The sequence below is a fragment of the Parapusillimonas sp. JC17 genome (assembly GCF_052180245.1).
Taxonomy (GTDB): domain Bacteria; phylum Pseudomonadota; class Gammaproteobacteria; order Burkholderiales; family Burkholderiaceae_B; genus Parapusillimonas.
In genome coordinates this window covers 2,866,344-2,890,820 of the sequence record NZ_CP197474.1, presented here as the reverse complement: position 1 = coordinate 2,890,820, position 24,477 = coordinate 2,866,344, and the positions used below count along the sequence as shown (strand labels likewise).

Here is a 24,477-nt window from a genome sequence, read left to right as displayed (position 1 = left end):
TCCAACGCAGCAGGTGTCGGGGTCAGACCCCGTATGGGGTGTGAACTCGCATCCAACGCAGCAGGGGTCAGACCCCGTATGGGGTCTGACCCCGCATCTGACTCCCCTCCCGGATGAGTACAATCCCATCATGACTGAAGCGAATTCCAATCCTCTTTTTGTGCATTTGCGCGTCCACTCCGAATTTTCGGTGGTGGACGGCATCGCCCGCATTCCCGATCTCGTCAAAGCGGCGGCCAAGTACGGGCAACCGGCCATCGCCCTGACGGATCTTTCCAATCTGTTCGGGCTGATCAAGTTCTACAAGGCAACACGGGGCAAGGGCGTCAAACCCATTGCGGGCTGCGACATATGGCTGGAGAACGAAGTCGATCGCGACAAGCCCAGCCGGCTTCTGCTATTGGCGCGGAACCAGGACGGCTATCTGGCGCTATGCGATCTGCTCACCCGGGCATGGCTCGAGAACCAGTATCGCGGCCGCGCGGAGATCAAGCGCGAATGGCTGGCCGACCAGTCCGGCCTGATCGTGCTGTCCGGCGCCCGGGGGGGCGATGTCGGCCAGTTGCTCGAAGCCGGCAAGGCCGCTGAGGCCCGCGTCGTGGCGGCAGGCTGGGCCCGTGCTTTCCCCGGCAGCTATTACATCGAATTGCAGCGCAGCGGCCATGACGGCGACGAAGCCTATGTACAGGCCGCCATGCGGCTGGCCGGCGAACTCGGCTTGCCGGTGGTGGCGACGCATCCCGTCCAGTTCCTGCACCGGTCGGATTTTCGTGCGCATGAAGCGCGCGTATGTATTGCGGAAGGCGAACAGCTGGGCAATGCCAAGCGTGTGCGCCGCTTCACCGAAGAGCAGTACCTGCTCGATTCCACGGAAATGGCCGAGCGCTTCGCCGACGTGCCCTCCGCGCTGGCCAATTCCGTGGAAATTGCCAAGCGCTGCAACCTGACGCTCGAGCTCGGGCGTCCCCGATTGCCCAACTTCCCGACGCCTGACGGTATTTCCCTGGACGATTATCTGGCGAAGCTGGCAGAGGAAGGCCTGGCGGTACGCATGGCCCAGCTCTATCCCGACGAGGCGGAGCGCCAGAGCAAGCTTCCGCAGTACATGGAGCGTTTGCAGTGGGAATGCAAGACCATCATCAACATGGGCTTCCCGGGCTACTTCCTGATCGTTGCGGACTTCATCAACTGGGGCAAGAACAATGGCGTGCCGGTGGGACCGGGGCGAGGTTCCGGCGCCGGATCGCTGGTGGCCTACTCGCTGGGCATCACCGACCTCGATCCCATCCGCTACGACTTGCTGTTCGAACGCTTCCTGAACCCGGAGCGGGTATCCATGCCCGACTTCGACATCGATTTCTGTCAGGACAATCGAGAGCGCGTGATCGATTACGTCAAGCAGAAGTACGGCAGGGAAGCGGTGAGCCAGATCGCCACCTTCGGTACGCTTGGCGCCAAAGCCGTGGTCCGGGACGTGGGCCGCGTGCTGGAAATGCCCTACATGCTTTGCGACGGGCTGTCCAAGCTGATCCCGTTCAATCCCGCCGACCCCTGGACGCTGGAACGAGCGCTGGATCAAGAGCCCGCCTTCAAAGAGCGTTACGAGCAGGACGAAGAGGTCAAGGCCCTGGTGGACCTGGCCCGGCCCCTGGAGGGGCTGACGCGCAACATCGGCATGCACGCGGGCGGGGTGCTGATCGCGCCGGGCAAGCTGACCGATTTCTGCCCGCTGTATTGCCAGCCAGGCACCGACAGCAATGCCGTTTCGCAGTTCGACAAGGACGACGTCGAGGCGGCCGGCTTGGTCAAGTTCGACTTCCTGGGACTGCGCAACCTGACCATATTGGACTGGGCCGTCCGCTATGTGCGCGAGTACAACGAGTCCAAGCGCGATTTCGATGTCATGGCGCTCCCGCTGGACGACCAGAAAGCCTACCGGCTGCTCAGCGAAGGGAACACCACGGCGGTCTTCCAGCTGGAATCGCGCGGCATGAAGGAATTGCTGAAGAGCCTTCAGCCCAGCACCTTCGAAGACGTCATCGCCATGCTGGCGCTGTATCGGCCGGGCCCGCTCGAATCGGGCATGGTGGTCGACTTCGTCAATCGCAAGCACGGCCGCGCCGAAGTCGACTACTTCCACCCCGACCTCGAATCCGTGCTGCGCAGCACCTACGGCGTCATCGTGTACCAAGAGCAGGTGATGCTGATTTCCCAGATCATCGGCGGCTACACCCTGGGCGGCGCCGACATGCTGCGGCGGGCCATGGGGAAGAAAAAGCCCGAGGAGATGGCCAAGCACCGGGCCATCTTCGAGAAGGGCGCCGTCGAAAAAGGCTACGATGGCGATCTGGCCGTCAAGCTGTTCGACTTGATGGAGAAATTCGCCGGCTATGGCTTCAACAAGAGTCACTCGGCCGCCTATGCGCTGATTGCCTATCAGACCGCGTGGCTGAAGGTCTACCATCCGGCCGAGTTCCTGGCAGCCACCATGCTGTCGGACATGGACGATACCGACAAGGTGCAGGTGTTCTGGAAAGACGCCGTCGACAACGGCGTGAAGGTGCTTCCGCCCGACGTCAATCTATCGGCCTATCGCTTCGAGCCCGTACGCGACGAGCATTCCGCCCAGGGGCTGCCGCCGCGCACCATCCGCTATGGCCTGGGCGCCGTGAAGGGGGCGGGGCGCGGCGCCATCGAGGAGATCGAGCGTGCGCGCCTGGACGGCGGGCCCTTCACGAGCCTGTTCGATTTCTGCCGCCGGGTCGACCGGCATGCCGTCAATCGGCGCAGCGTCGAGGCCCTCATCCGGGCCGGCGCATTCGACGCCATCGAAGAGAACCGGGCGGCCTTGCTTGCCACACTGGGCAATGCCATCGAGGCGGCCGAACAGGCCGAGCGCAGCGCCAACCAAGTATCGCTGTTCGCCGATGACGCGAACGATATCGTGGAGGGCGAGCTTGCCAAGGTAGAGCCCTGGGACCTGCAAACCAGGCTGCGCGAAGAAAAGGCGGCGCTGGGCTTTTACTTCAGCGGCCATCTTTTCGATGCCTGGCGCGACGAGGTCCGCCGATTCGCGCCCAAGCCTTTGGCAAGGCTGGAGCCGGCTCGCGGCCTGCAGTGGTTCGCGGGCGTGCTGTCTTCCTTGCGGCCCAAGATGACGCGCCGGGGCAAGATGCTGTATGCCTTGCTGGACGATGGTTCCGCGCAAGTGGAAGTGGCCATCTTCAATGAACTGTACGAGCAGCACAAGAACCGGCTCAGGGAAGACCGTCTGGTCATCATCCACGGCAAGGTCAGCAATGACGATTACTCGGGCGGCTTGCGCGTGTCCGCGGATGCGGTCTACGACCTGCAGCTGGCGCGTGAGGCCCGCGCGCAGCGCCTGCGCATCACTCTGAACGGCAACGCCGATGCCATCCGCCTCAGGCAGATGCTCAATCCTTTCCGGGCCGAGCCCGAGAACGGCGTGCCCGGCGTGCCGGTCGAGATCCGCCTCATGCGCGACGACTTCCTGTGCACCGTCCGGCTGGGCGAGGAATGGCGCGTGCGCATGGCCGACGCCATGTTCGAGCAACTGGCCGGATGGACCGATCCCGACAGTGTGGAGATCCAGTATTCATGACATCCCTGCGCATCCTGCATTCCGAGGCCGCGACCAGCTTCGGCGGGCAAGAGCAGTACATCTATCGGATGATGATGGCGATGCGCGAGCGCGGCCATCACCTGGAGGCCGTCTGCCAGCCGCATGCCGTGCTGACCCAGCGTCTTCGCGATGAAGGCTTCACCGTCCACACCATGCTCATGGACGGCCCCGCGAATTTCGTGAAAGGCGTGGCCCGCATCCGCCGCATCCTGCGCGACGGCCGTTTCGACGTGCTCAATTCGCACAGCCGGCGCGACACCATGCTTGCCGGCTGCGCCGGCCGCCTGGCCGGCACGCCGCTCATCGTCCGAACTCGGCATCTGGCCAACAAGATCGGATCCCTGCTGTCGTACACCATCGTCCCGCACCGGGTGACCACCGCCAGCGATTTCGTCCGCGCCCATCTCATCGACAAGGGTGTGCCGCCCGGCCACGTTGCCACGGTCTATCCCGCGGTCGAACTGCAAGCCGTGCCGCCCGATTCGACGCTGAGGTCGGAGCTGCGCCTGGCGCCCAATGACATCGTCGTGGGGTGCGTCGCCGTCATGCGCGCCCAGAAAGGCCACAAAGACCTGATCGACGCCATGGAGCCCTTGATCCGCGAGCGGCCCAATGTCCATCTGGTATTCGTGGGCGGCGGATCGCCCATCTTCGAAGAGGTGCAGGCTTACGTCGCCGAAAAAAGGCTCGGCAAGCGCGTGCACTTGCTGGGCACGCGGCAGGACGTTCCCAATTTGCTGGCCGGCTTCGATGTGTTTGCGCTGGCCACTCGCAAGGAGGCTTCCGGAACCGTGTTCGTCGAGGCGGGCGCCGCCGGCCTGCCCGTGGTGGGCACACGCGTCGACGGCGTGCCGGAAATGATGCGGGAGGGCGTCAGCGGCTTGCTGGTTCCGCTCGATGACCGCGAGGCGATGACGCAAGCCCTGCGCCGCCTCATCGAGGATCCGGAGCTGCGCCGCAAAATGGGAGAAGAGGGGGTGAAGTACTGCCGCGATAGCGGCAAATTCACCGCGCAAGCCATGGCCGATCGCATAGAATCGTGTTACCTGCGATGGCTTGCGGAGCGAAAAAAATGAAATCGACACAAACCGTGCCCGTTCTGATGTATCACCATGTCTCACCCGTGGAAGGCATGATCAACGTCAGCCCGCTGAATTTCGAGCAGCAATTGCTCTGGTTGAAAAGCCGCGGCTACCGCAGTTTGAATACAGCGCAGTTCGCGGAGCACCTCTGCGGGAAGCCGGCACCCGCCAAGTCCGTGCTGATCACTTTCGACGACGGCTATCTGGACAACTGGGTCTACGCCTATCCGTTGCTGAAGAAGCATGGCTTCAACGCAGTGGTGTTTCTTGTCACTTCCTGGGTCAACGACGGACCGGTGCGCCGCCATCTCGGCCAGGGCGAACTGCCCGAGACACCACAGCATCGCGATTGCGAAGACCGCATCGAGCAGGGCCGCAGCGACGACGTCATTTTGCGCTGGGACGAGATCCGCGCCATGCAGGCGGACGGAACGTTCGAGTTCCACAGCCATACGCATACTCATACACGCTGGGACTTGCTCCAGCCCGCCGACAAGAACCGGCACATGGCCGAAGAGCTGCAGGCGTCGCGCACGGCGCTGCACGAGCATCTGGGCGGCGTGTCGGAGCACTTCTGCTGGCCGCAGGGCTACTACGATGCGGACTATGTCCGCATCGCGCAGGATGCGGGCTTCCGCTACCTGTACACCACCAAGGCCTTCGGGCAGAACCGTCCGGGTTCCGACCCGGCGCATATCTATCGTTTCGCCGTGCGGAATACGACCGGCCGCTCGGTGGGCCGGCGCATCATCGTGGCCGCCCATCCGGTAATCGGCCCGCTGTTCAACAAATGGAAGATCTGGAAGCGGGGCTTGCGGTCCGCCTATGCTGAAAAGAAGGCACCATGAGCCTTTCCGTCATCATCATCACGAAAAACGAAGAAGCTCATATCGGCGCCTGCATCGATTCCCTGGCCTTCGCCGATGAAATCATCGTGCTCGATTCGGGAAGCACGGATGCCACCCGCGAGATCGCCGTGGATAAAGGCGCACGTGTCTCCCAGAGCGCGGATTGGCCGGGCTTCGGAAGACAGAAGAACCGCGCACTGGATCTTGCCACCTGTGATTGGGTGCTGTCCGTCGACGCGGACGAACGGGTCACGCCCGAGCTCGCCGACGCAATACGCAAAGAGCTTGCGGCACCCAGTGCCGACGCCTACAAGATCGCCAGGCTGTCGCGTTTCGGCGAGCGCTGGATACGCCATAGCGGATGGTGGCCCGACCATGTATTGCGGCTGTTCCGCAGGGGGACGGCCAGGTTCAAAGAGGTCCCGGTGCATGAAAGCGTGATCTCGGACGGTCGGGTCGCCGTCCTGGACGGACATTTCCTGCATTATCCCTATGCAAGCCTTGAGCACTTCATCGCCAAGATCAATCTTTATTCGTCGGAGGCGGCGGGCATCATGCACGCCCGTGGCAAGAAAACCACGGCGTTGGGGGCGGCCGGACATGCGGTGTGGACCTTTTTTCGCCTGTATGTCGTAAGACGCGGCTTCCTGGATGGAAAGGAAGGATTTATTTTGGCAGCCATGGCCGCCGCAGGCAGCTTTTTCCGTTACACTAAGTTGCTTTATCTGAATAAAAGCTGAACGGACCGGCCCGGGCAAACCACCGACCGGCGGTTTGCGCGAATGAAAATCCTGATCACCGACATCCATCATGGGAACGGCGGCGGCCACGCCACCTATGTCATGAGCCTGCTGCGCGGCTTGCCCGCGCATTATGACGTTACAGTGGCTGCACCCGCATCGGGCCGCCTGTTCCGCTATGCCAGCCACGCCGGCCGGGGCAAGGTGATGCCGGCACTGTATTCAAGCCGCATTGCTCCCTTGGCCAAGGAAATCGTCAAACTACGGGCATTTCTGGCTCAAGAACGCTATGACCTCGTGCATGTGAACGCGTCGGCGGATCACCGGCATGTGATGCTGGCCAGCATGGGACTGCGCCATCCGCCCAAAATCGTCTGGACCAAGCACAATCTCAAACCGGTCGCCAGTGTGGGGCACCGCTTGAGAGCCAAGCTGGGAACGGATGCCGTCATCGCGGTCAGCGATTATGTCAGGCGCATGCTGCAGGATTCGGTCTACGAGTCCAAGCCTATCCACGTCGTCCGCCACGGCATAGACATGGCGGCCTTCCGGCCTGTGGACCTTGCCGAGAAACGCCGGCTACGCCAACTGCTGCTCGGAGACATCCCGGACGATACCCTGGTCTTGGGCAGCACGGCCGGCACCGACCTGGAAAAAGGCTGGCTGGACCTGGTCGCGGCGGTGTCGGGATTGAGCGCCCAGGAACAATCCCGCATCGTGGTAGTGGTGGCGGGCGACCCGCCGGGGGGCGATCTGGTCCGCCGGCTGGCCGATACCGGCGTCCAGGCGCGCGTGCACTTCACGGGCCTGGTCGACGACATCCGCGGTGTGCTGGGCGCGAGCGACATCGGCTTTGTGCTGTCCTACAGCGAGTCGCTTTCCTACGCCTGCCGTGAAGCCCTTGCCTGCGGCCTGCCTACCATCATTACAGATGTCGGCGGCCTGCCCGAGAATCTCTCCCATGGCCGCGAAGGCTGGATCGTGCCGGTCAAAGACGTCGCCGCCATCCAGGCGGTGCTGCACGAGGTGCTGTCCGATCCGCGACGCCTGCTGCCCATGGGCCAGGCCGCAAGACGCCACAGCGAAAGCGCCTTCTGTCCGCATGCCTTCATCGAGCAGACCACCGCAGTCTACGAAAGCGTTCGGTCCTGAATGACGCTGCCTTAAGCGTTTGGATTGTTTTCTGGTCAGTGAACACGGTCAGCTTGTCGTATAGCGGCATCGGGCTAGACGTAGGAGGTGCTGGCCTTTGGCCATCACTGCCCGGTTTTGGCTGCGTTGCAGGGCGGCCGGGAAACTCGCGATTTGGGGTCGGACCCCGTACGGGGTCCGACCCCATCGCTCCTGGCTGGACCGCTCAGGGTCCAGGGGTCAGACCCCGCATGGGGTCTGACCCCACCATTACACCGCCACAAGCCGCTGGCAGGCCGCCTTAGATACAAAAAAAGCTACACTACTGGACCGAGCAGATACACGTGTCCCCGCTTCTTGAAGTCGCGCCATTGCATTCCGTCCTGATTGTCGGGCAGCAACGGCTCTATATAATAGAGCGCATGATCCCTATTCTCATGTACCACCAAGTCGGCGAGCCCCCGCCCAGGGGGGCGCCGTATCGCAGCCTGGTTGTGCACCCCTCCGACTTCCGGCGTCAGATGACCTGGCTGCGGCGTTTCGGCTATCGCGGTCTTTCCATGCGGGACCTGCTCCCCTACCTGACGGGGCAGCGGCGCGGCAAGGTGGTGGGCATCACGTTCGACGACGGCTATCGCAACGTCTATCGGCACGCACTGCCGGTCCTGCGGGAGCAGGACTTCACCGCAACGAACTATTTCGTTGCACGCCAGTTCGGCGGCGGAAATGTCTGGGACTACGAAAAAGGCGTCGCGCATGCCGACCTGATGTCCGTCGAAGAGGCGAGAGGCTGGGTCGGCGCGGGCATGGAGGCCGGCTCTCATACGCTGGACCATCCTTTTCTGCCCAAGACGTCGCCCGAGATCGCAGACTACCAGATACGTCAGTCCAGAACGGAACTCGAAGACGCGCTCGACACCCCCGTGACGGCCTTTTGCTATCCTTACGGGGGCGAAACGGCGGAGATCCGTGGCATGGTGCGCGACGCTGGGTACACGAACGCGACCACCACCAGCGGGGGCCTTGCCCGCCCCAGCGATGATATTTTCGGCCTTCCCCGCGTGACTGTCGCCCGATCCACCCATATTCTGCGCTTTCTGCAGAAGTGCATGACACGCCTCGAAGAAAAGCGGCGCGTCGACAGGCCCTAGGGCATTCCCTGCGTCCATGCCCAATATGTCCAGATTGAAGATCGCTTTTGTCGTAGATCGTTTCGGAAACCGGTTCGGCGGGGCGGAAGCCTACGGCGTCGCCTTGATGCGCGAACTGGCCGGCCGTCACGACATCACCGTTCTTGCACGCGAATACGATCCCGCCTGCGATCTCAAATTGCCTTTCACGGCATTGCGCAGCTGGCGCAAATGGCCCAGCTGGGTGCGGGTGTTGCTGTTCGCCGTCCGTGCCCGGCGCGCCACGCGCGAAGGGTTCGACATCGTCCATTCGCACATGAACGGCTGGTGCGGCGATATCGAAGTGGTGCACGTGACGCCCGTACGCTATAACTGGCGGGTGCGCCCTTTGCCGGCACTCAAGCGCTGGCTTTCGCGCGCCAGCTTGCGGGTACAGACCTACCTGCGGCTCGAGGCTCGCCGGGTCGCGGCGCGGCCCGGCCATCGAACGGTCGCGGTGTCGGGCCTCATTGCCGACCAATTGCAGCAAGCCTACGGCGCCGAGCTATCCTTCCCAGTCATTCCGCCGGGGGTGTCCCGCCCGCAAGGCGCCCTGATTGCGCAACGCCACGAGACTCGCGGCGCATTGGGGTTTGCGGACGACGATGTGGTGTGCCTGTTGGTGGCGCGGAATCCCTTGCGCAAGGGGCTGCCTGCGGCGCTCGGCGCTTTGGCCCGGCTGCCCGAACATTACAAACTGCTGGTGGTGGGCAGCAATGGCGGGGCGCGCGACCATATCTACAAATCCGCCGACGGCGCGGCACTGGCCGAGCGTCTCCGCTTCGTCGGGGAGACCGCCGATATCGCTCCTTATTATGCGGCCGCGGACGTCTACGTCCATCCTACCTTGAACGACAGTTTCGGCATGGCGCCGCTGGAAGCGATGTCGTTCGGGCTGCCCGTGGTGCTGAGCCCTGCGCCCTGGTGCGGTTTTGCGCAGTATGTGGACCACGGCGTAGACGCAATGGTGCTGGCGCATCCTGAAGATGCCGAACAATTGGCCCGGTATGTCCGGCAAATCAGCACCGATGATGCGCTGCGCAAAAGCTTGCTGGAGGGCGGAAACCGGGTCGTCGAGCGCCATAGCTGGTCTTCCGTCGCCGGCCGGTACGAAGACCTGTACCGGCAGGTCATTGCGGAAAGGCAAAGGTAAGGGCGTATGGCCGCAGTGCTCTCCTGCGCAGTTGCCTTGCCTGCGGGGTTTCGGCCAAACGACATCCTGGCCTTCTACAGGCGCGATGTTCAAGCGCTTTCCGAGCGTGCCGATGAGCATGGGTTCAGCAAAGGCATGCTATGGAGCGGCAAGCCTGCTTGCCTGACCGTGCAGTTCACCCGCGACAGCGCGCTGATACAGCTCGCACTCGATGGCCGCATGCCGGCGGGAAGCGCGGAACGGCTCGAAAGCATGGCAAGACGCATGCTGGGCCTGAAGCAGGGCGTGGAGGAGTTCGAGCGGGCTCATCGTGGGCATCCCATCATTGGGCCCGTGCTTGCAAACCAGGCTGGTCTGCGGGTTCCCGTCGCCGCCACGCCTTTCGAGGCGTTGACCTGGGCGATTACCGGACAGCAAGTGAGCGTGGCCGCCGCGGTGTCGATTCGCCGCCGCCTGATCAGCTTGATCGGCAAACCGCACAGCAGCGGTCTGTTGTGTTATCCGGACCCCGATCAGATCGCGGCCCTGCCGCCCGATATCTTGCGGGAAGTCGGCTTCTCCACCGCAAAGGCAGCCACCTTGGCCATGCTGTCACGGCTTGTGGCGGATGGCGAGCTGCAGCTCGACGACTGGCTGGATGCCGCCTCCGTCGACGATATCCGCGATCGGCTGCTGAGCCTGAAGGGCATAGGCCCATGGACGGTGGACTACACCTTGCTGCGCGGATTCGGCTGGATGGATGGCTCCCTGCACGGGGACGTGGCGGTAAGGCGAGCGCTTCAGACCTTGACGGGCTCATCCGACAAGATAGGCGAAAAAGAAGCCCAGCAGTGGCTGTCCGCCTTTTCCCCCTGGCGCGCCCTGGTCGCCGCCCACCTCTGGGCGTCGTTGTCGAATACCACTTACTGAGGGGGTCAGGCCCCATGCGCTTATTGATGGGGTCAGACCCCATGCGGGGTCTGACCCCTTGCGCAAGACCCCTCGTACCTATTGATGGGGTCAGACCCCGCACGGGGTCTGACCCCTCAAGCAAATCACATGGGGTCTGACCCCCCAGGCATGATCAAGGTGCAGTGAGATCCTCCAGGCGCGTCAGCCAAAGCATGGCCGCGCCGCGATCCCGTCCGCACATCTCGGGCGACGGCTGCAGGCCGCCGCAGACCGCGGGCCGTTCGGGACGGCCGAAAATACGGCATCTTCCATGCTCATCGAGTTGAACACAGGGCACGCCCGCCGGCTTTCCCTGCGGCATGCCCGGAATCGGGCTGCTGATGGACGGGGCGATGCAGCAGGCGCTGCAGCCGGGCCGGCACTCCATGGGTCAGATCCAGCCGCGTATCCAGTAGACCAGCAGCCCCACGTATTCTTTCACGATAGAGCGGCTGGCCGCCAGTGCGCGCAGGTCGGGCTGCCAGAACGAAAAGCGGGGGTCGCTGTTTGGCACCGTGATCTGGGGCCTGGATGGCGCGGCAATGGCGGTGATCCCCTGCTTGTTGAATACCGCCACGGCACGCGGCATATGCAGGGCCGAGGTGACGAGGAGAATGCGGTGGATGTTCCGCCGTTTCAACTCGGCCGCGGTGTACAGGCCGTTTTCATGCGTCGTGAAGCTTTGGGTTTCCAGAGCCATGGCATCGGCGGGTATGCCCTGCTGCCTCAGGGCGTTGGCCATGATTTGCGCTTCACTGACGCTTCCCTCCAGCGCCGCTCCGGAAAGAATGATGAGCGGGGCGCGTCCCGCCCTGTACAGAAGGGCGGCGGTATCCACACGAGGTATGGCGCGCGCGCTGTCATAGGGTTCGAACCAGTTGTGGCGGCTGTTTGCCGTGCTTCCGCCCAGCACCACGATTGCATCCGCCGTGGGCAGAGTACTGGCGGCCTTGTAGGGATAGAGCTGTTCCAGGCGCCCGCCGGCCCACAGCGACGAAGCGGGCAGCGACCAGAAAAGCGCCCAGCCCAAGCCGGCCGCCGCGCAGAAGAACGCAAGCTTCCGGCGCCTGATCATGAAGAATACGGCTGCGACGAGCAGCAGTACGATGCAAAGATTCAACGGGATGACGAGATTGGTCAGGAAGCTCGAAAAATTCATGCGCTAGCGTTAACGGTCCTAGGAACCAGGTTGCGAGGACAGCAGCGACAGGACCTGTCGCTCAGTTTGTTCCAGGGTTGGCCATTCATGTGCCGAACCCAGGCAGGTGGCGGTTTCCGACCAGGGGCCGGTCCGTTCATGTTGCGTGACCCCGAACAGGGTCAGTTGCCGGGCGCCCGCGGCTGCCGCAAGGTGAGAGACGCCGGAGTCGTTGCATACCACCAGTGAAGCCAGTTGGGTGAGTGTAGCAAACGCACCCAGTTTTACGGAAGGCAGGCAGATGGCATGGGGCGCATTGCGCACGGCCTCGTCGACTTCCGCAGGCGGCGGGCACATGACCACGGTATGGCCATGATGCTGCAGGCGTTGGGTGAGCGCGTCGAAGCGAGGCCATACCTTGATCTTGCCCCGGTGCAGGCCGGTGGCGGTCGGCGCGATCAATACGAACTTACCGGCCTGCAGACCCGCATGTTCGAGGATCTCGCGCCCCTCGGCCCTATGCCGTTCCGACAACCGCAAGCCGAGCTCTCGTTTGGCCGGCAGCGGCTGGGCATGCAGCCCCCAGCGACGCAGGGCCTGGCTGCAGACATGATGCCAGGATTCGACCGCGTGCAGGCTGGCGCTGGGCTTGTTGACCGGCCAGCGCAAGATCAGGCTGCGGCCGTCGTCGCGGTAGCCCGCGCTGGGCACCCCGGCGAACTTGAATACCATCGCGCTGGAAAGCGAGTCGGGCAGCAAGAGGCCGCGGGGGTGGGCGTGCTGCATTCTCTTTCTGAACGTGTGGACCGCCGCCCGGTCTTCGCGCCATTTGCCCTTCATTTCAACGAACCCCCCAAGCCGGTATGCCGACAGCAGATCGCGGGCCCAGGGGCGCGCGCAGACCACCACGGGTATCTGGGTATGGAGCAGGGCATGAAGGCTGGGAAGACTCATGCACACATCGCCTATCCAGTTGGGCAGGCGTACGTAGATTGCTGAAATTGACGACATGGGAGAAAGGCTGGCGGCTGTATGATGGCTGTTTCGGGCTTGCTTTCCTCGCGGGAACGTTAAAATGCCCGATCCGATAGTATATAAGCGAGTTTATTGCTGATGTCTTCCACCGACGCCGCGCCTTCCCGTTCGGACCCTGTAAAGCTGGAATTGTGGCGCCGGATATACAGCCGGCTGGGGCCGTACTGGAAAGCGGTCGTTCTGGCCGTGCTCCTGGTCAGTGTCGCCGCAGCCACTCAGCCTACGCTGGCCATCATCATGAAGCCCTTGCTGGACGACGGCTTCTCCGGTGCCAAGCCTTCTTACATATGGTCCATTCCGCTGGCGGTCGTAGGCCTGATGTTCCTTCGAGGCGTGTGCAGCTACGCCAGTTCGTATCTGCTGGCCTGGGTGGCCAACAACATGCTGCTGGGCTTGCGCAAGGAGATGTTCGACAAGCTGCTGGGACTTTCCGACGAAGATTTCAAACGGGGCGATTCCGGCAGGCTGCTCAACCGCTTCACCATCGATGCGGGCACCGTCACCGGCCTGGCCACCGAAGTCATCACGGTGGTCGTGCGCGAATCGCTGGTGGTGGTGGCGTTGCTGTGCGTATTGCTGTACATGTCGTGGCAACTGACGCTCATCGTGCTTGTCATGCTGCCGGTATCCACCTTCATTGCGCGCATATTCATCAAACGGCTCCGGCGCATCAATCGCGAAACCATAGGCATGAATGCCGAACTGACGCGCGTCGTGAGGGAAGGCATAGACGGCCAGCGCGTCATCAAATTATTCGACGGCTACGAACGGGAATCCGGCCGTTTCGAATACGTGAACGGACGGCTCAGGCGCTTTGCGATGCGCGCCGCTAGCGCCGATGCGGCCATGTCGCCGTTGTCGCAGTTTTCCATCGCCTTGTCGGTGGCCGCCGTGATCGCCGTGGCGCTGTACCAGGCCAATACGCAAGGCCTGACCGTGGGCAGCTTCGCCGCCTTCATGGCGGCGCTGGGCCAGATTTTCGATCCGATGAAACGGCTCACGAATATCGCGGGTGCGATGCAGCGCATGCTGATTTCGGCGGAAAGCGTCTTCACGCTCGTCGATCAGAAACCCGAGGACGACCGCGGCGTCGCGGCGCTGGCCTTGCCTGTCCGGGGGCGGGTCGAGTTCCGCAATATCGAACACCGGTTTCCCGATGCCGCATCGAATACCTTGTCCAATGTTTCCTTTGTCGCCGAGCCGGGCCAGACCATTGCGCTGGTTGGGCGTTCCGGAAGCGGGAAGACGACTCTGGTCAACATGTTGCCCCGTTTCATCGAGCCCTCTTCGGGCGAGGTGCTCATCGACGGCCAGAACATCAGGGAACTCAAGCTCAGAGGGCTGCGCGAGCACTTGTCCCTGGTCAGCCAGGACGTGGTGTTGTTCGACGGCACCATTGCCGACAACGTGGGCTATGGCGCCTTGCATGAAGCCAGCCGGGAAGAAATCCGCCTGGCCCTGGAGGCGGCGAATCTGCTCGCCTTCGTCGATGAACTGCCTCAAGGCATGGATACGCCGGTGGGCGAGAATGCCAGCCAGCTTTCAGGCGGGCAGCGCCAGCGCCTTGCCATCGCGCGCGCGCTCATCAAGAACGCGCCCATCCTCATCCTGGACGAGGCCACTTCGGCGTTGGACAATGAGTCCGAACGGCAAGTGCAGGATTCCCTGGAGCGCTTGATGGTGGGAAGAACGACCCTGGTCATTGCGCACCGGCTGTCCACCGTCCAGAAGGCGGATCGCATCGTGGTGCTGGATGCCGGCCGCATTGTCGAGCAAGGCCGGCATGAAGAGCTGCTGGCGCAAGGAGGGCTATATGCCTCGCTTTATCAGATGCAGTTTCGGGATCAAGATTAATCAAGCGTTCCGGCATGCCCAGCGGCATGCGGTCGCGCAGTGCAAGGAATGAATATGAAGAAGACGGCGATGGTGTTGACGCTGGCGCTGCTGGCTGGGTGCGCGGCCCAACAGCAAGGGTTGCGAGAGACCGACCTGCGGAACCCCGAGCTGATGCGTGGCGAAAAGCTTATCGGCATGAACTTCCCCAAGCTCCAAGGCGCGCTATTCAAGCATCAGGCCGCCTGCGGGGAAGTCCTCACGTTCAAGGTGGATGCCGGCCAGACCAGCTACGCGACCATCATCTACAACCCCGCCGGGACGGACACCCTGGAACACGCGGTCATGCTGGATCTTGTCCAGCACAAGGCCAACTTCCTGCACGATGAACGCGTGAAGGCCACTATATACACCTATTACTGGAATGCGGACGTCGAAGACAGTGTAGATCACGTCCTGCGCATTTTCTCGCACCCGGAACTCTGCAAAGGGGATCCCACACCGGCACCGGAGCCCAAGGAGCAGTCCGCCCGATGAGCTACGGTATACGAAGCTCATCAGCGCAAGTTCAGAATCGATAGGTCAGGCCCAGAACCGGCCCGCTCAAGCGGCTGCGGTACACATGGCCTTTACGATCGGAGTTATTCATTAAGCTCGACAGGGCTGTATGACATCTTTATGGGAATGATTGCATGTCCTTGACGAAACCTGTTGCGGCGTTCTGTGCCGCCGCGCTTTTGTACGCGGGCGCGCTCGCCCCTTCGGCAAACGCCTGCACACGCTTTGTCTACCATGGCGCAGGCGACGAAATCATCACTGCTCGGTCCATGGATTGGAAGACGGACGTCGGAACAAACCTCTGGGTGTTTCCACGCGGCATGCAGCGCTCCGGAGAGGCGGGACCAAACTCGGTGCTATGGACCTCGAAATACGGCAGCGTCATTGCCTCCGGGTACGATATCTCTACCACCGACGGCATGAACGAGGCGGGTCTTGTCGCCAACGTGCTGTGGCTGGTCGAATCCTCTTATCCTGGTTATGACGGCAAAACGCCGGGCCTGTCGATCGCGGCTTGGGCGCAATATGTACTCGACAACTTTGCCACTGTGCAAGATGCGGTCGACGCGCTGAAAAAGCAGCCCTTTACCTTGGTTACCGATAAAGTCCCGGGAGAAAATCGGCTGGCGACTTTGCACCTTTCGCTTTCAGACGCCTCGGGTGACAGTGCAATCATCGAGTATATCGACGGGAAGCAAGTCATTCATCACAGCCGCGCCTATCAGGTAATGACCAATTCGCCGGTCTTCGAAAAACAGCTTGCCATGGAGGAGTACTGGAAGCAGATTGGTGGAACCGTCATGCTGCCAGGCACGAATCGCGCCTCTGATCGCTATGCGCGCGCCATGTTCTATGCGAATGCGATTCCGAAAAGCACGAACGAGCTCGAATCGATCGCGAGCGTTTTTTCCGTGATCCGCAATGTCTCCGTTCCCTACGGCATCGCCACGCCGGAAGAGCCGAATATTTCCTCGACACGTTGGCGTACGGTCGCCGACCAGAAGCGCATGCGATATTTCTTTGAGTCCGCGCTGACACCGAATGTTTTCTGGGTTGACCTGGCAAAGTTGGACTTCTCGGAAAACACCGGCAAAGTCCTGAGGCTCGATCTTGGCCCCAACCAGGAGCGCATCTATTCCGGCGCGGCCAACGACCAGTTCAAGGAAGCCCAGCCATTCAAGTTCCTGGGGCTTTAAGCACCTTGGGCCATGCCGGGACTAAGGCTCAGATCAGCACAATGTCGTATTGTTCCTGGTTGTACTGTGATTCCACTTCCAGGGATATGGGCTTGCCGATGAAGTCGCCCAGCATGGCCAGGTGGGGGCTTTCTTCTTCCAGGAACAGGTCCACGACGGCTTGGGAAGCCAGGATGCGGAACTCCTTGGGGTTGAATTGCCGCGACTCCCGCAGGATCTCGCGCAGAATCTCGTAGCACAGCGTGCGGGGCGTGCGGACATTGCCGCGCGACTGGCAGGTGGGGCAGGGTTCGCACAATTGGTGGGCCAGCGAATCGCGCGTGCGCTTGCGTGTCATTTCCACCAGGCCCAACTGGCTGAAGCCGCTGACGGTCATGCGTGTCCGGTCCTTGCCCAGTGCCTTGTTCAATTCCGACAGCACGGCGCTACGGTGCTCGGCATCGTCCATATCGATGAAGTCCAGGATGATGATGCCGCCCAGGTTGCGCAGGCGCAGTTGGCGTGCGAGCGCAATCGCCGCCTCCAGATTGGTCTTGAAGATCGTGTCGTCGAAATTGCGTCCACCGACATATCCCCCCGTATTGACATCGACCGTGGTGAGCGCCTCGGTCTGATCGATGATCAGGTAGCCGCCCGACTTCAGGTCCACGCGACGGGACAACGCCCGGGCGATTTCCTCATCCACGTTTGCGGTGTCGAACAGGGGGCGCTCGCCGCTGTAGTGCTTGATGCGGTCGAGTACCGAAGGCGTGTAGATCTTTGCCCATTCCTGCAGTTGCTGGGTCGTGCTTCTGGAGTCGACGAATATGGTGCCTGTATGAGGCCCGACCATATCGCGCAGCACGCGTTGTGCAAGCGTCAGGTCGGTGTACAGCACCGATGGGGTGGGCTGGGTCTTGACCTTGCCTTGTATGCTGTCCCATAGCGTGCGCAAATAGGATTGGTCCGCCTGCAGTTCTTCGTCGGTCGCGCCTTCGGCCTGGGTGCGGACGATGAAGCCTCCCTTGTCTTCTTCGCCGCGAAAGCGCAGTACGCGTTCTTTCAGCGAAATCCTGTCTTCTTCCGACTCTATCTTTTGCGAGATGCCGACGTGGGGGTCGTAAGGAAGATAGACCAGCATGCGGCCTGCAATGCTGATTTGCGTCGACAGCCTGGCGCCCTTGGTGCCCAAAGGATCCTTGATGACCTGCACGATAAGGGATTGCCCTTCGAAAAGCAGCTTCTCGATGGGCGTGACGGCGCTTCCGCTGCTACGCTCGGACCGATTCTGGCGCAGGTCGGCGACATGAATGAAAGCGGCGCGTTCCAAGCCGATGTCGACGAAGGCGCTTTGCATGCCGGGCAGCACCCGGACGACCTTGCCCAAATACAGATTGCCCACCTGCCCACGCTGAATGCTGCGCTCTATATGCAGTTCCTGCACCGCTCCCTGCTCGACGAGTGCGACCCGAGTCTCGAAAGGAGTGACGTTGATGAGTATGTCTTCAGTCATGTGCAGATGCCGTTGTTGAGAAAGGAGGAGCGATAGCGCGAAGCAACGCCCGGACCGCTCAAAGATAAATCAAATCGGCAAAGGCGTCATCCGTGAAGGTCCAGGGGTCAGACCCGAACAGGGTCTGACCCCAACCAAACGCCGTCCCGGAGTTCATCCCGGGGTCAGACCCCGCAGGGGGTCTGACCCCTTACCAATCAAGGGTTTACCCGATAGTCCGGATCTTTACCCGCTTTAGATGACAACTTGACTTGCACGGCGTGAAGAATTGATGCTATAGTTCGTTTCCTCGCTGACGGACATCTAGGGTTTTCCCTAGTCGGCAGTGGGCAGCAAGACCGCGAGGTCGTGCGGCGGCAAGGCCGGTGCCTTGTGTTGCGGATGGGTTGCAGCGCAAGGGGGTTGAAGGAAATAAAGTCAGCCCCGATTTGACACCGACAAAAAACTGCTTCATAATCTCGTTTCTCTGCTTCAAACACAGCGCGGCACGCAGGTGCAGCCGGAGTTGGAAGCGGTGAGCAGAATTGCCGATGGGCAGGCGCTGGGCAAAAGAGCTAGGCGCCGGGTCATCACCCTTGTTCTTTAACAATCAAACAGCCGATAAGTGTGGGCGCTTGGAATGCGGCGCGAGCGAGGTTCTTTTCACGAAGGACTTTTGCCAACGTTATTATCAAGTGCTCACATAGAATGAAGAAGTAAGGTTTTAAGAAATTAGAACACTTGTCTTTTTCGTTTGAGTGAAGCGACGTATGTCCCGAGCGTCTATTTTAGATGCTTGAGGAATTTACGATTACAGGAATTGAACTGAAGAGTTTGATCCTGGCTCAGATTGAACGCTAGCGGGATGCTTTACACATGCAAGTCGAACGGCAGCACGGACTTCGGTCTGGTGGCGAGTGGCGAACGGGTGAGTAATATATCGGAACGTGCCCAGTAGCGGGGGATAACTACGCGAAAGCGTGGCTAATACCGCATACGCCCTACGGGGGAAAGGGGGGGATCTTCGGACCTCTCACTATTGGAGCGGCCGATATCGGATTAGCTAGTTGGTGGGGTAAAGGCCTACCAAGGCGACGATCCGTAGCTGGTTTGAGAGGACGACCAGCCACACTGGGACTGAGACACGGCCCAGACTCCTACGGGAGGCAGCAGTGGGGAATTTTGGACAATGGGGGCAACCCTGATCCAGCCATCCCGCGTGTGCGATGAAGGCCTTCGGGTTGTAAAGCACTTTTGGCAGGGAAGAAAAGGCGCCGGATAATACCTGGCGCCGCTGACGGTACCTGCAGAATAAGCACCGGCTAACTACGTGCCAGCAGCCGCGGTAATACGTAGGGTGCAAGCGTTAATCGGAATTACTGGGCGTAAAGCGTGCGCAGGCGGTTCGGAAAGAAAGATGTGAAATCCCAGGGCTTAACCTTGGAACTGCATTTTTAACTGCCGGGCTAGAGTATGTCAGAGGGGGGTAGAATTCCACGTGTAGCAGTGAAATGCGTAGAGATGTGGAGGAATACCGATGGCGAAGGCAGCCCCCTGGGATAATACTGACGCTCATGCACGAAAGCGTGGGGAGCAAACAGGATTAGATACCCTGGTAGTCCACGCCCTAAACGATGTCAACTAGCTGTTGGGGCCTTCGGGCCTTAGTAGCGCAGCTAACGCGTGAAGTTGACCGCCTGGGGAGTACGGTCGCAAGATTAAAACTCAAAGGAATTGACGGGGACCCGCACAAGCGGTGGATGATGTGGATTAATTCGATGCAACGCGAAAAACCTTACCTACCCTTGACATGTCTGGAATCCTTTAGAGATAGAGGAGTGCTCGCAAGAGAACCGGAACACAGGTGCTGCATGGCTGTCGTCAGCTCGTGTCGTGAGATGTTGGGTTAAGTCCCGCAACGAGCGCAACCCTTGTCATTAGTTGCTACGAAAGGGCACTCTAATGAGACTGCCGGTGACAAACCGGAGGAAGGTGGGGATGACGTCAAGTCCTCATGGCCCTTATGGGTAGGGCTTCACACGTCATACAATGGTCGGGACAGAGGGTCGCCAACCCGCGAGGGGGAGCCAATCCCAGAAACCCGATCGTAGTCCGGATTGCAGGCTGCAACTCGCCTGCATGAAGTCGGAATCGCTAGTAATCGCGGATCAGCATGTCGCGGTGAATACGTTCCCGGGTCTTGTACACACCGCCCGTCACACCATGGGAGTGGGTTTTACCAGAAGTAGTTAGCCTAACCGCAAGGAGGGCGATTACCACGGTAGGATTCATGACTGGGGTGAAGTCGTAACAAGGTAGCCGTATCGGAAGGTGCGGCTGGATCACCTCCTTTCAGAGCAAAATGCTCGGATGCCAAAGCGAAAGCGTCCACACTTATTGGCTGTTGATGGTAGAAAGAGTAAGGCCCGAGATGGGTTGGCAACAGAAAGCTGGGTCAGTAGCTCAGTCGGTTAGAGCACCGTCTTGATAAGGCGGGGGTCGTTGGTTCGATTCCAACTTGACCCACCAGCAGGATTGATCGGTGCGAAGGGGGATTAGCTCAGCTGGGAGAGCACCTGCTTTGCAAGCAGGGGGTCGTCGGTTCGATCCCGTCATCCTCCACCAAGCGCGCCGCGGGTTGGTTCATCGGCTGGTTGATTAGGGGTTAACGAAGAGTCTGGGCAGCGATGCCTGGGTTGCTCGTTAAGTCTTAGGCAGTAGCTAGGCTTATAAATGGTTTTACTCGTTCTTTAACAATCTGGAAGAAGCACAACGAAGTAATTGCGGCGCATCGTCTTAAGTGACGGTGAGTTCGTAAGTACGGGTTGTGATTGCATTAAACAATTTTGTTCAAATAGTTCTCAAAAATACATGTTTAAAGACATGGCCTTTGAAAATGATGAACGGCACAAACACGCATAACTCAAAGTTTTTATAACTTGTTAGGTTTTTAACCTGCAACGTTATAGGATCAAGCGACTAAGTGCACATGGTGGATGCCTTGGCGATTACAGGCGATGAAGGACGTGGTAGCCTGCGAAATGCTGCGGGGAGCTGGCAAACAAGCTTTGATCCGCAGATGTCCGAATGGGGAAACCCAGGGTAGCGATACCCTATCCTTGACTGAATACATAGGTCATGGAGGCGAACCGGGTGAACTGAAACATCTCAGTAGCTCGAGGAACAGAAATCAACCGAGATTCCGAAAGTAGCGGCGAGCGAAATCGGAGCAGCCTTGACGATTTAGGCAATTGGATAGTCGAACGCGATGGAAAGCGCGGCCGTAGCAGGTGATAGCCCTGTAGACGAAATTCAGTTGTTGGAACTAGGCGTCAGACAAGTAGGGCGGGACACGTGAAATCCTGTCTGAAGATGGGGGGACCATCCTCCAAGGCTAAATACTCGTAATCGACCGATAGTGAACCAGTACCGTGAGGGAAAGGCGAAAAGAACCCCGGAAGGGGAGTGAAATAGATCCTGAAACCGTGTGCATACAAACAGTAGGAGCGGGCTTGTCCCGTGACTGCGTACCTTTTGTATAATGGGTCAGCGACTTACATTCAGTGGCAAGCTTAACCGAATAGGGAAGGCGTAGCGAAAGCGAGTCCGAATAGGGCGATTTAGTCGCTGGGTGTAGACCCGAAACCAGGCGATCTATCCATGGTCAGGTTGAAGGCACGGTAACACGTGCTGGAGGACCGAACCCACTAATGTTGAAAAATTAGGGGATGAACTGTGGATAGGGGTGAAAGGCTAAACAAGCCTGGAAATAGCTGGTTCTCTCCGAAAACTATTTAGGTAGTGCCTCACGTATTGCTGCCGGGGGTAGAGCACTGTTATAGCTAGGGGGTCATGGCGACTTACCAACCTATGGCAAACTCCGAATACCGGCAAGTATGAGCGTGGGAGACAGAGCACCGGGTGCTAACGTCCGGACTCAAGAGGGAAACAACCCAGACCGCCAGCTAAGGTCCCAAACTATGGCTAAGTGGGAAACGAAGTGGGAAGGCATAGACAGTCAGGAGGTTGGCTTAGAAGCAGCCACCCTTTAAAGAAAGCGTAATAGCTCACTGATCGAGTCGTCCTGCGCGGAAGATGTAACGGGGCTAAGCCATAGACCGAAGCTGCGGGTGTATATCTTTGATATACGCGGTAGGAGAGCGTTCTGTAAGCCTGCGAAGGCAGATTGAGAAGTCTGCTGGAGGTATCAGAAGTGCGAATGCTGACATGAGTAGCGATAAAGGGGGTGAAAAGCCCCCTCGCCGTAAGTCCAAGGTTTCCTGCGCAACGTTCATCGGCGCAGGGTGAGTCGGCCCCTAAGGCGAGGCAGAGATGCGTAGCTGATGGGAAGCTGGTTAATATTCCAGCACCGTCGTAGGATGCGATGGGGGGACGGATTGCGAAACGTCATCGGGGTGTTGGATGTCCCCGTTGCTGCATCGAAGAAGGCGCTTTAGGCAAATCCGGGCGCGTAATTCAAGGGTGTGGCTGAATAGAGCTTAGGCTCTAGACTGATCGGCAGCAGTTCCAAGAAAAGCCTCTAAGCTTCAGTCCTACGAGACCGTACCGCAAACCGACACAGGTGGACGGGATGAATATTCCAAGGCGCTTGAGAGAACTCAGGAGAAGGAACTCGGCAAATTAATACCGTAACTTCGGGAGAAGGTATACCCTGCGTAGTGTGATGGGCCCGCGCCCAGAGCATGAAGGGGTCGCAGAGAATCGGTGGCTGCGACTGTTTATTAAAAACACAGCACTCTGCCAAGACGAAAGTCGACGTATAGGGTGTGACGCCTGCCCGGTGCCGGAAGGTTAAGTGATGGGGTGCAAGCTCTTGATCGAAGCCCCGGTAAACGGCGGCCGTAACTATAACGGTCCTAAGGTAGCGAAATTCCTTGTCGGGTAAGTTCCGACCTGCACGAATGGCGTAACGATGGCCACACTGTCTCCTCCTGAGACTCAGCGAAGTTGAAGTGTTTGTGATGATGCAATCTACCCGCGGCTAGACGGAAAGACCCCATGAACCTTTACTGTAGCTTTGCATTGGACTGTGAACCGGCCTGTGTAGGATAGGTGGGAGGCGTTGAACTTGGGTCGCCAGATCTAAGGGAGCCATCCTTGAAATACCACCCTGGTTTGTTTGCGGTTCTAACCTTGGCCCGTTATCCGGGTTGGGGACAGTGCATGGTGGGCAGTTTGACTGGGGCGGTCTCCTCCTAAAGTGTAACGGAGGAGTTCGAAGGTACGCTAGAGACGGTCGGAAATCGTCTTGATAGTGCAATGGCATAAGCGTGCTTGACTGTGAGACTGACAAGTCGAACAGGTGCGAAAGCAGGACATAGTGATCCGGTGGTTCTGAATGGAAGGGCCATCGCTCAACGGATAAAAGGTACTCTGGGGATAACAGGCTGATACCGCCCAAGAGTTCATATCGACGGCGGTGTTTGGCACCTCGATGTCGGCTCATCTCATCCTGGGGCTGTAGCCGGTCCCAAGGGTATGGCTGTTCGCCATTTAAAGAGGTACGTGAGCTGGGTTTAAAACGTCGTGAGACAGTTTGGTCCCTATCTGCCGTGGGCGTTGGATACTTGACGGAGCCTGCTCCTAGTACGAGAGGACCGGAGTGGACGTACCGCTGGTGTATCGGTTGTCATGCCAATGGCATTGCCGAGTAGCTACGTACGGAAGAGATAACCGCTGAAGGCATCTAAGCGGGAAACTCGTCTGAAGATTAGGTATCCCGGGGGCTAGACCCCCCTGAAGGGTCGTTCGAGACCAGGACGTTGATAGGCTGGGTGTATAAGCGCAGTAATGCGTGTAGCTAACCAGTACTAATTGCCCGTGCGGCTTGATCCTATAACCTTGCAGGTTGTGGGTGTTCAAGTGCCGTTCAAACAAAGTGAAAGTCGCTGCCCCAAAAAAACAGGGCAGCGCACAGGCTGAGCTAAGAAGCTCGGTACCCATCGCAACCCGCGAACCAAAAGAACACACCCCAATTACTTGTTGCTGTCTTGCCCCAGGCAAGACAGGGCTTCTACCAGATTGGCTCATGGCCCGCCCTTCAAGAACGGGCCCGAGCACCCAGTTACGCTTGACGACCATAGCAAGGTGGTCCCACGCCTTCCCATCCCGAACAGGACCGTGAAACGCCTTTGCGCCGATGATAGTGGACGTACGTCTGTGAAAGTAGGTCATCGTCAGGCTCTTATTGCCAAAACCCCCCAGCGCCCAGCGCTCGGGGGTTTTTCTTTTAGGGGTCAGACCCCGGACGGGGTCTGACCCCAAGCCCGCCACGCAGGAGCAGCTCAAGCCGGGGCGTCTGCTTCAGGGGTCAGACCCCAGTCGGGGTCTGACCCCAAGCCCGACAAGCCGGGGTGTATGCTCCAGGGGTCAGACCCCGAACGGGGTCTGACCCCGGCACCGGGGTGGCGCCTCCTCATGCTTTTCATCGTCCGTCGAGTCATATAGATGCCTATACAGTGTGATAAATTTCCGCTGTACAGTTAGTTATCTGTTACCAGGCTGTATATTTTTCCACTTTAGGGCTTGT

15 protein-coding genes, 2 tRNA genes and 3 rRNA genes are annotated in these 24,477 nt (G+C 59.8%); 16 read left to right on the top strand and 4 right to left on the bottom strand.

Translation table 11 applies throughout. The features are described from left to right. Positions 1-130: 130 nt before the first annotated feature. The 8 genes from dnaE (at position 131) to ACSBPU_RS13895 (ending at position 10,675) form a co-directional block, all read left to right on the top strand. The gene (gene dnaE / locus ACSBPU_RS13930; protein WP_442592670.1) at positions 131-3,622 is read left to right on the top strand and encodes a DNA polymerase III subunit alpha; all 3,492 of its coding nucleotides are present in this window, start codon (positions 131-133) and stop codon (positions 3,620-3,622) included. Then, positions 3,619-4,719, top strand: a complete 1,101-nt coding sequence (locus tag ACSBPU_RS13925) for a glycosyltransferase family 4 protein (RefSeq protein WP_442592669.1) — start codon at positions 3,619-3,621, stop codon at positions 4,717-4,719. Before dnaE ends, ACSBPU_RS13925 begins: the two co-directional genes overlap by 4 nt. Beyond that, positions 4,716-5,573, top strand: coding sequence for a polysaccharide deacetylase family protein (locus tag ACSBPU_RS13920; RefSeq protein WP_442592668.1), 858 nt, complete (start codon positions 4,716-4,718; stop codon positions 5,571-5,573). Before ACSBPU_RS13925 ends, ACSBPU_RS13920 begins: the two co-directional genes overlap by 4 nt. Next, positions 5,570-6,313 (top strand): glycosyltransferase family 2 protein, encoded by a 744-nt coding sequence (locus ACSBPU_RS13915; protein ID WP_442592667.1) that lies wholly within the window; start codon positions 5,570-5,572, stop codon positions 6,311-6,313. The genes ACSBPU_RS13920 and ACSBPU_RS13915 overlap by 4 nt, the downstream gene beginning before the upstream one ends. Before the next feature lie 42 nt (positions 6,314-6,355). Further along, positions 6,356-7,465 carry a glycosyltransferase family 4 protein gene (locus tag ACSBPU_RS13910; RefSeq protein ID WP_442592666.1) on the top strand — a complete coding sequence of 370 codons (1,110 nt, stop codon included), beginning with the start codon at positions 6,356-6,358 and terminating at the stop codon, positions 7,463-7,465. A 416-nt stretch (positions 7,466-7,881) separates the two neighbouring features. After that, positions 7,882-8,595 (top strand): polysaccharide deacetylase family protein, encoded by a 714-nt coding sequence (locus tag ACSBPU_RS13905; RefSeq protein ID WP_442598353.1) that lies wholly within the window; start codon positions 7,882-7,884, stop codon positions 8,593-8,595. Between the two features lie 34 nt (positions 8,596-8,629). Beyond that, complete coding sequence (locus tag ACSBPU_RS13900) at positions 8,630-9,766, top strand: glycosyltransferase family 4 protein (protein ID WP_442598351.1); 1,137 nt, start codon at positions 8,630-8,632, stop codon at positions 9,764-9,766. A 6-nt stretch (positions 9,767-9,772) separates the two neighbouring features. After that, complete coding sequence (locus ACSBPU_RS13895) at positions 9,773-10,675, top strand: DNA-3-methyladenine glycosylase family protein (RefSeq protein ID WP_442592665.1); 903 nt, start codon at positions 9,773-9,775, stop codon at positions 10,673-10,675. Between the two features lie 154 nt (positions 10,676-10,829). Here the strand turns inward: ACSBPU_RS13895 and ACSBPU_RS13890 are convergent, their stop codons facing one another. From ACSBPU_RS13890 to ACSBPU_RS13880, 3 genes are read right to left on the bottom strand one after another with little or no spacing between them, the layout of a single operon-like run. Then, on the bottom strand, positions 10,830-11,084 hold the full coding sequence (locus tag ACSBPU_RS13890) for a YkgJ family cysteine cluster protein (RefSeq protein ID WP_442592664.1): 255 nt from the start codon (positions 11,082-11,084) through the stop codon (positions 10,830-10,832). A 3-nt stretch (positions 11,085-11,087) separates the two neighbouring features. Further along, positions 11,088-11,855 carry a YdcF family protein gene (locus tag ACSBPU_RS13885; protein ID WP_442592663.1) on the bottom strand — a complete coding sequence of 256 codons (768 nt, stop codon included), beginning with the start codon at positions 11,853-11,855 and terminating at the stop codon, positions 11,088-11,090. Between the two features lie 18 nt (positions 11,856-11,873). Continuing rightward, on the bottom strand, positions 11,874-12,845 hold the full coding sequence (locus ACSBPU_RS13880; RefSeq protein WP_180068378.1) for a glycosyltransferase family 9 protein: 972 nt from the start codon (positions 12,843-12,845) through the stop codon (positions 11,874-11,876). Positions 12,846-12,947: 102 nt separating this feature from the next. Between ACSBPU_RS13880 and msbA the strand changes: the two genes are divergently transcribed. From msbA to ACSBPU_RS13865, 3 genes are all read left to right on the top strand, one after another. Beyond that, positions 12,948-14,723, top strand: coding sequence for a lipid A export permease/ATP-binding protein MsbA (msbA, locus tag ACSBPU_RS13875; RefSeq protein ID WP_442592662.1), 1,776 nt, complete (start codon positions 12,948-12,950; stop codon positions 14,721-14,723). A 54-nt stretch (positions 14,724-14,777) separates the two neighbouring features. Then, positions 14,778-15,239 (top strand): hypothetical protein, encoded by a 462-nt coding sequence (locus ACSBPU_RS13870; protein ID WP_442592661.1) that lies wholly within the window; start codon positions 14,778-14,780, stop codon positions 15,237-15,239. 155 nt (positions 15,240-15,394) lie between these two features. Next, positions 15,395-16,456 (top strand): linear amide C-N hydrolase, encoded by a 1,062-nt coding sequence (locus ACSBPU_RS13865; RefSeq protein WP_442592660.1) that lies wholly within the window; start codon positions 15,395-15,397, stop codon positions 16,454-16,456. A gap of 28 nt (positions 16,457-16,484) precedes the next feature. Here the strand turns inward: ACSBPU_RS13865 and rng are convergent, their stop codons facing one another. Beyond that, complete coding sequence (gene rng / locus ACSBPU_RS13860) at positions 16,485-17,948, bottom strand: ribonuclease G (RefSeq protein WP_442592659.1); 1,464 nt, start codon at positions 17,946-17,948, stop codon at positions 16,485-16,487. Between the two features lie 801 nt (positions 17,949-18,749). On the opposite strand from rng, the gene ACSBPU_RS13855 reads away from it, so the two are divergent. The 5 genes from ACSBPU_RS13855 (at position 18,750) to rrf (ending at position 24,130) form a co-directional block, all read left to right on the top strand. Continuing rightward, positions 18,750-20,280, top strand: a 16S ribosomal RNA gene (locus ACSBPU_RS13855). Between the two features lie 99 nt (positions 20,281-20,379). Further along, positions 20,380-20,456 (top strand) — tRNA-Ile (locus ACSBPU_RS13850). 20 nt (positions 20,457-20,476) lie between these two features. After that, a tRNA-Ala gene (locus ACSBPU_RS13845) sits at positions 20,477-20,552 on the top strand. A 344-nt stretch (positions 20,553-20,896) separates the two neighbouring features. Continuing rightward, positions 20,897-23,783, top strand: a 23S ribosomal RNA gene (locus ACSBPU_RS13840). Between the two features lie 234 nt (positions 23,784-24,017). After that, a 5S ribosomal RNA gene (gene rrf / locus ACSBPU_RS13835) occupies positions 24,018-24,130 on the top strand. Together the 16S, 23S and 5S rRNA genes with 2 tRNA genes alongside form the textbook arrangement of a ribosomal RNA operon. The last annotated feature ends 347 nt before the right edge of the window (positions 24,131-24,477 follow it).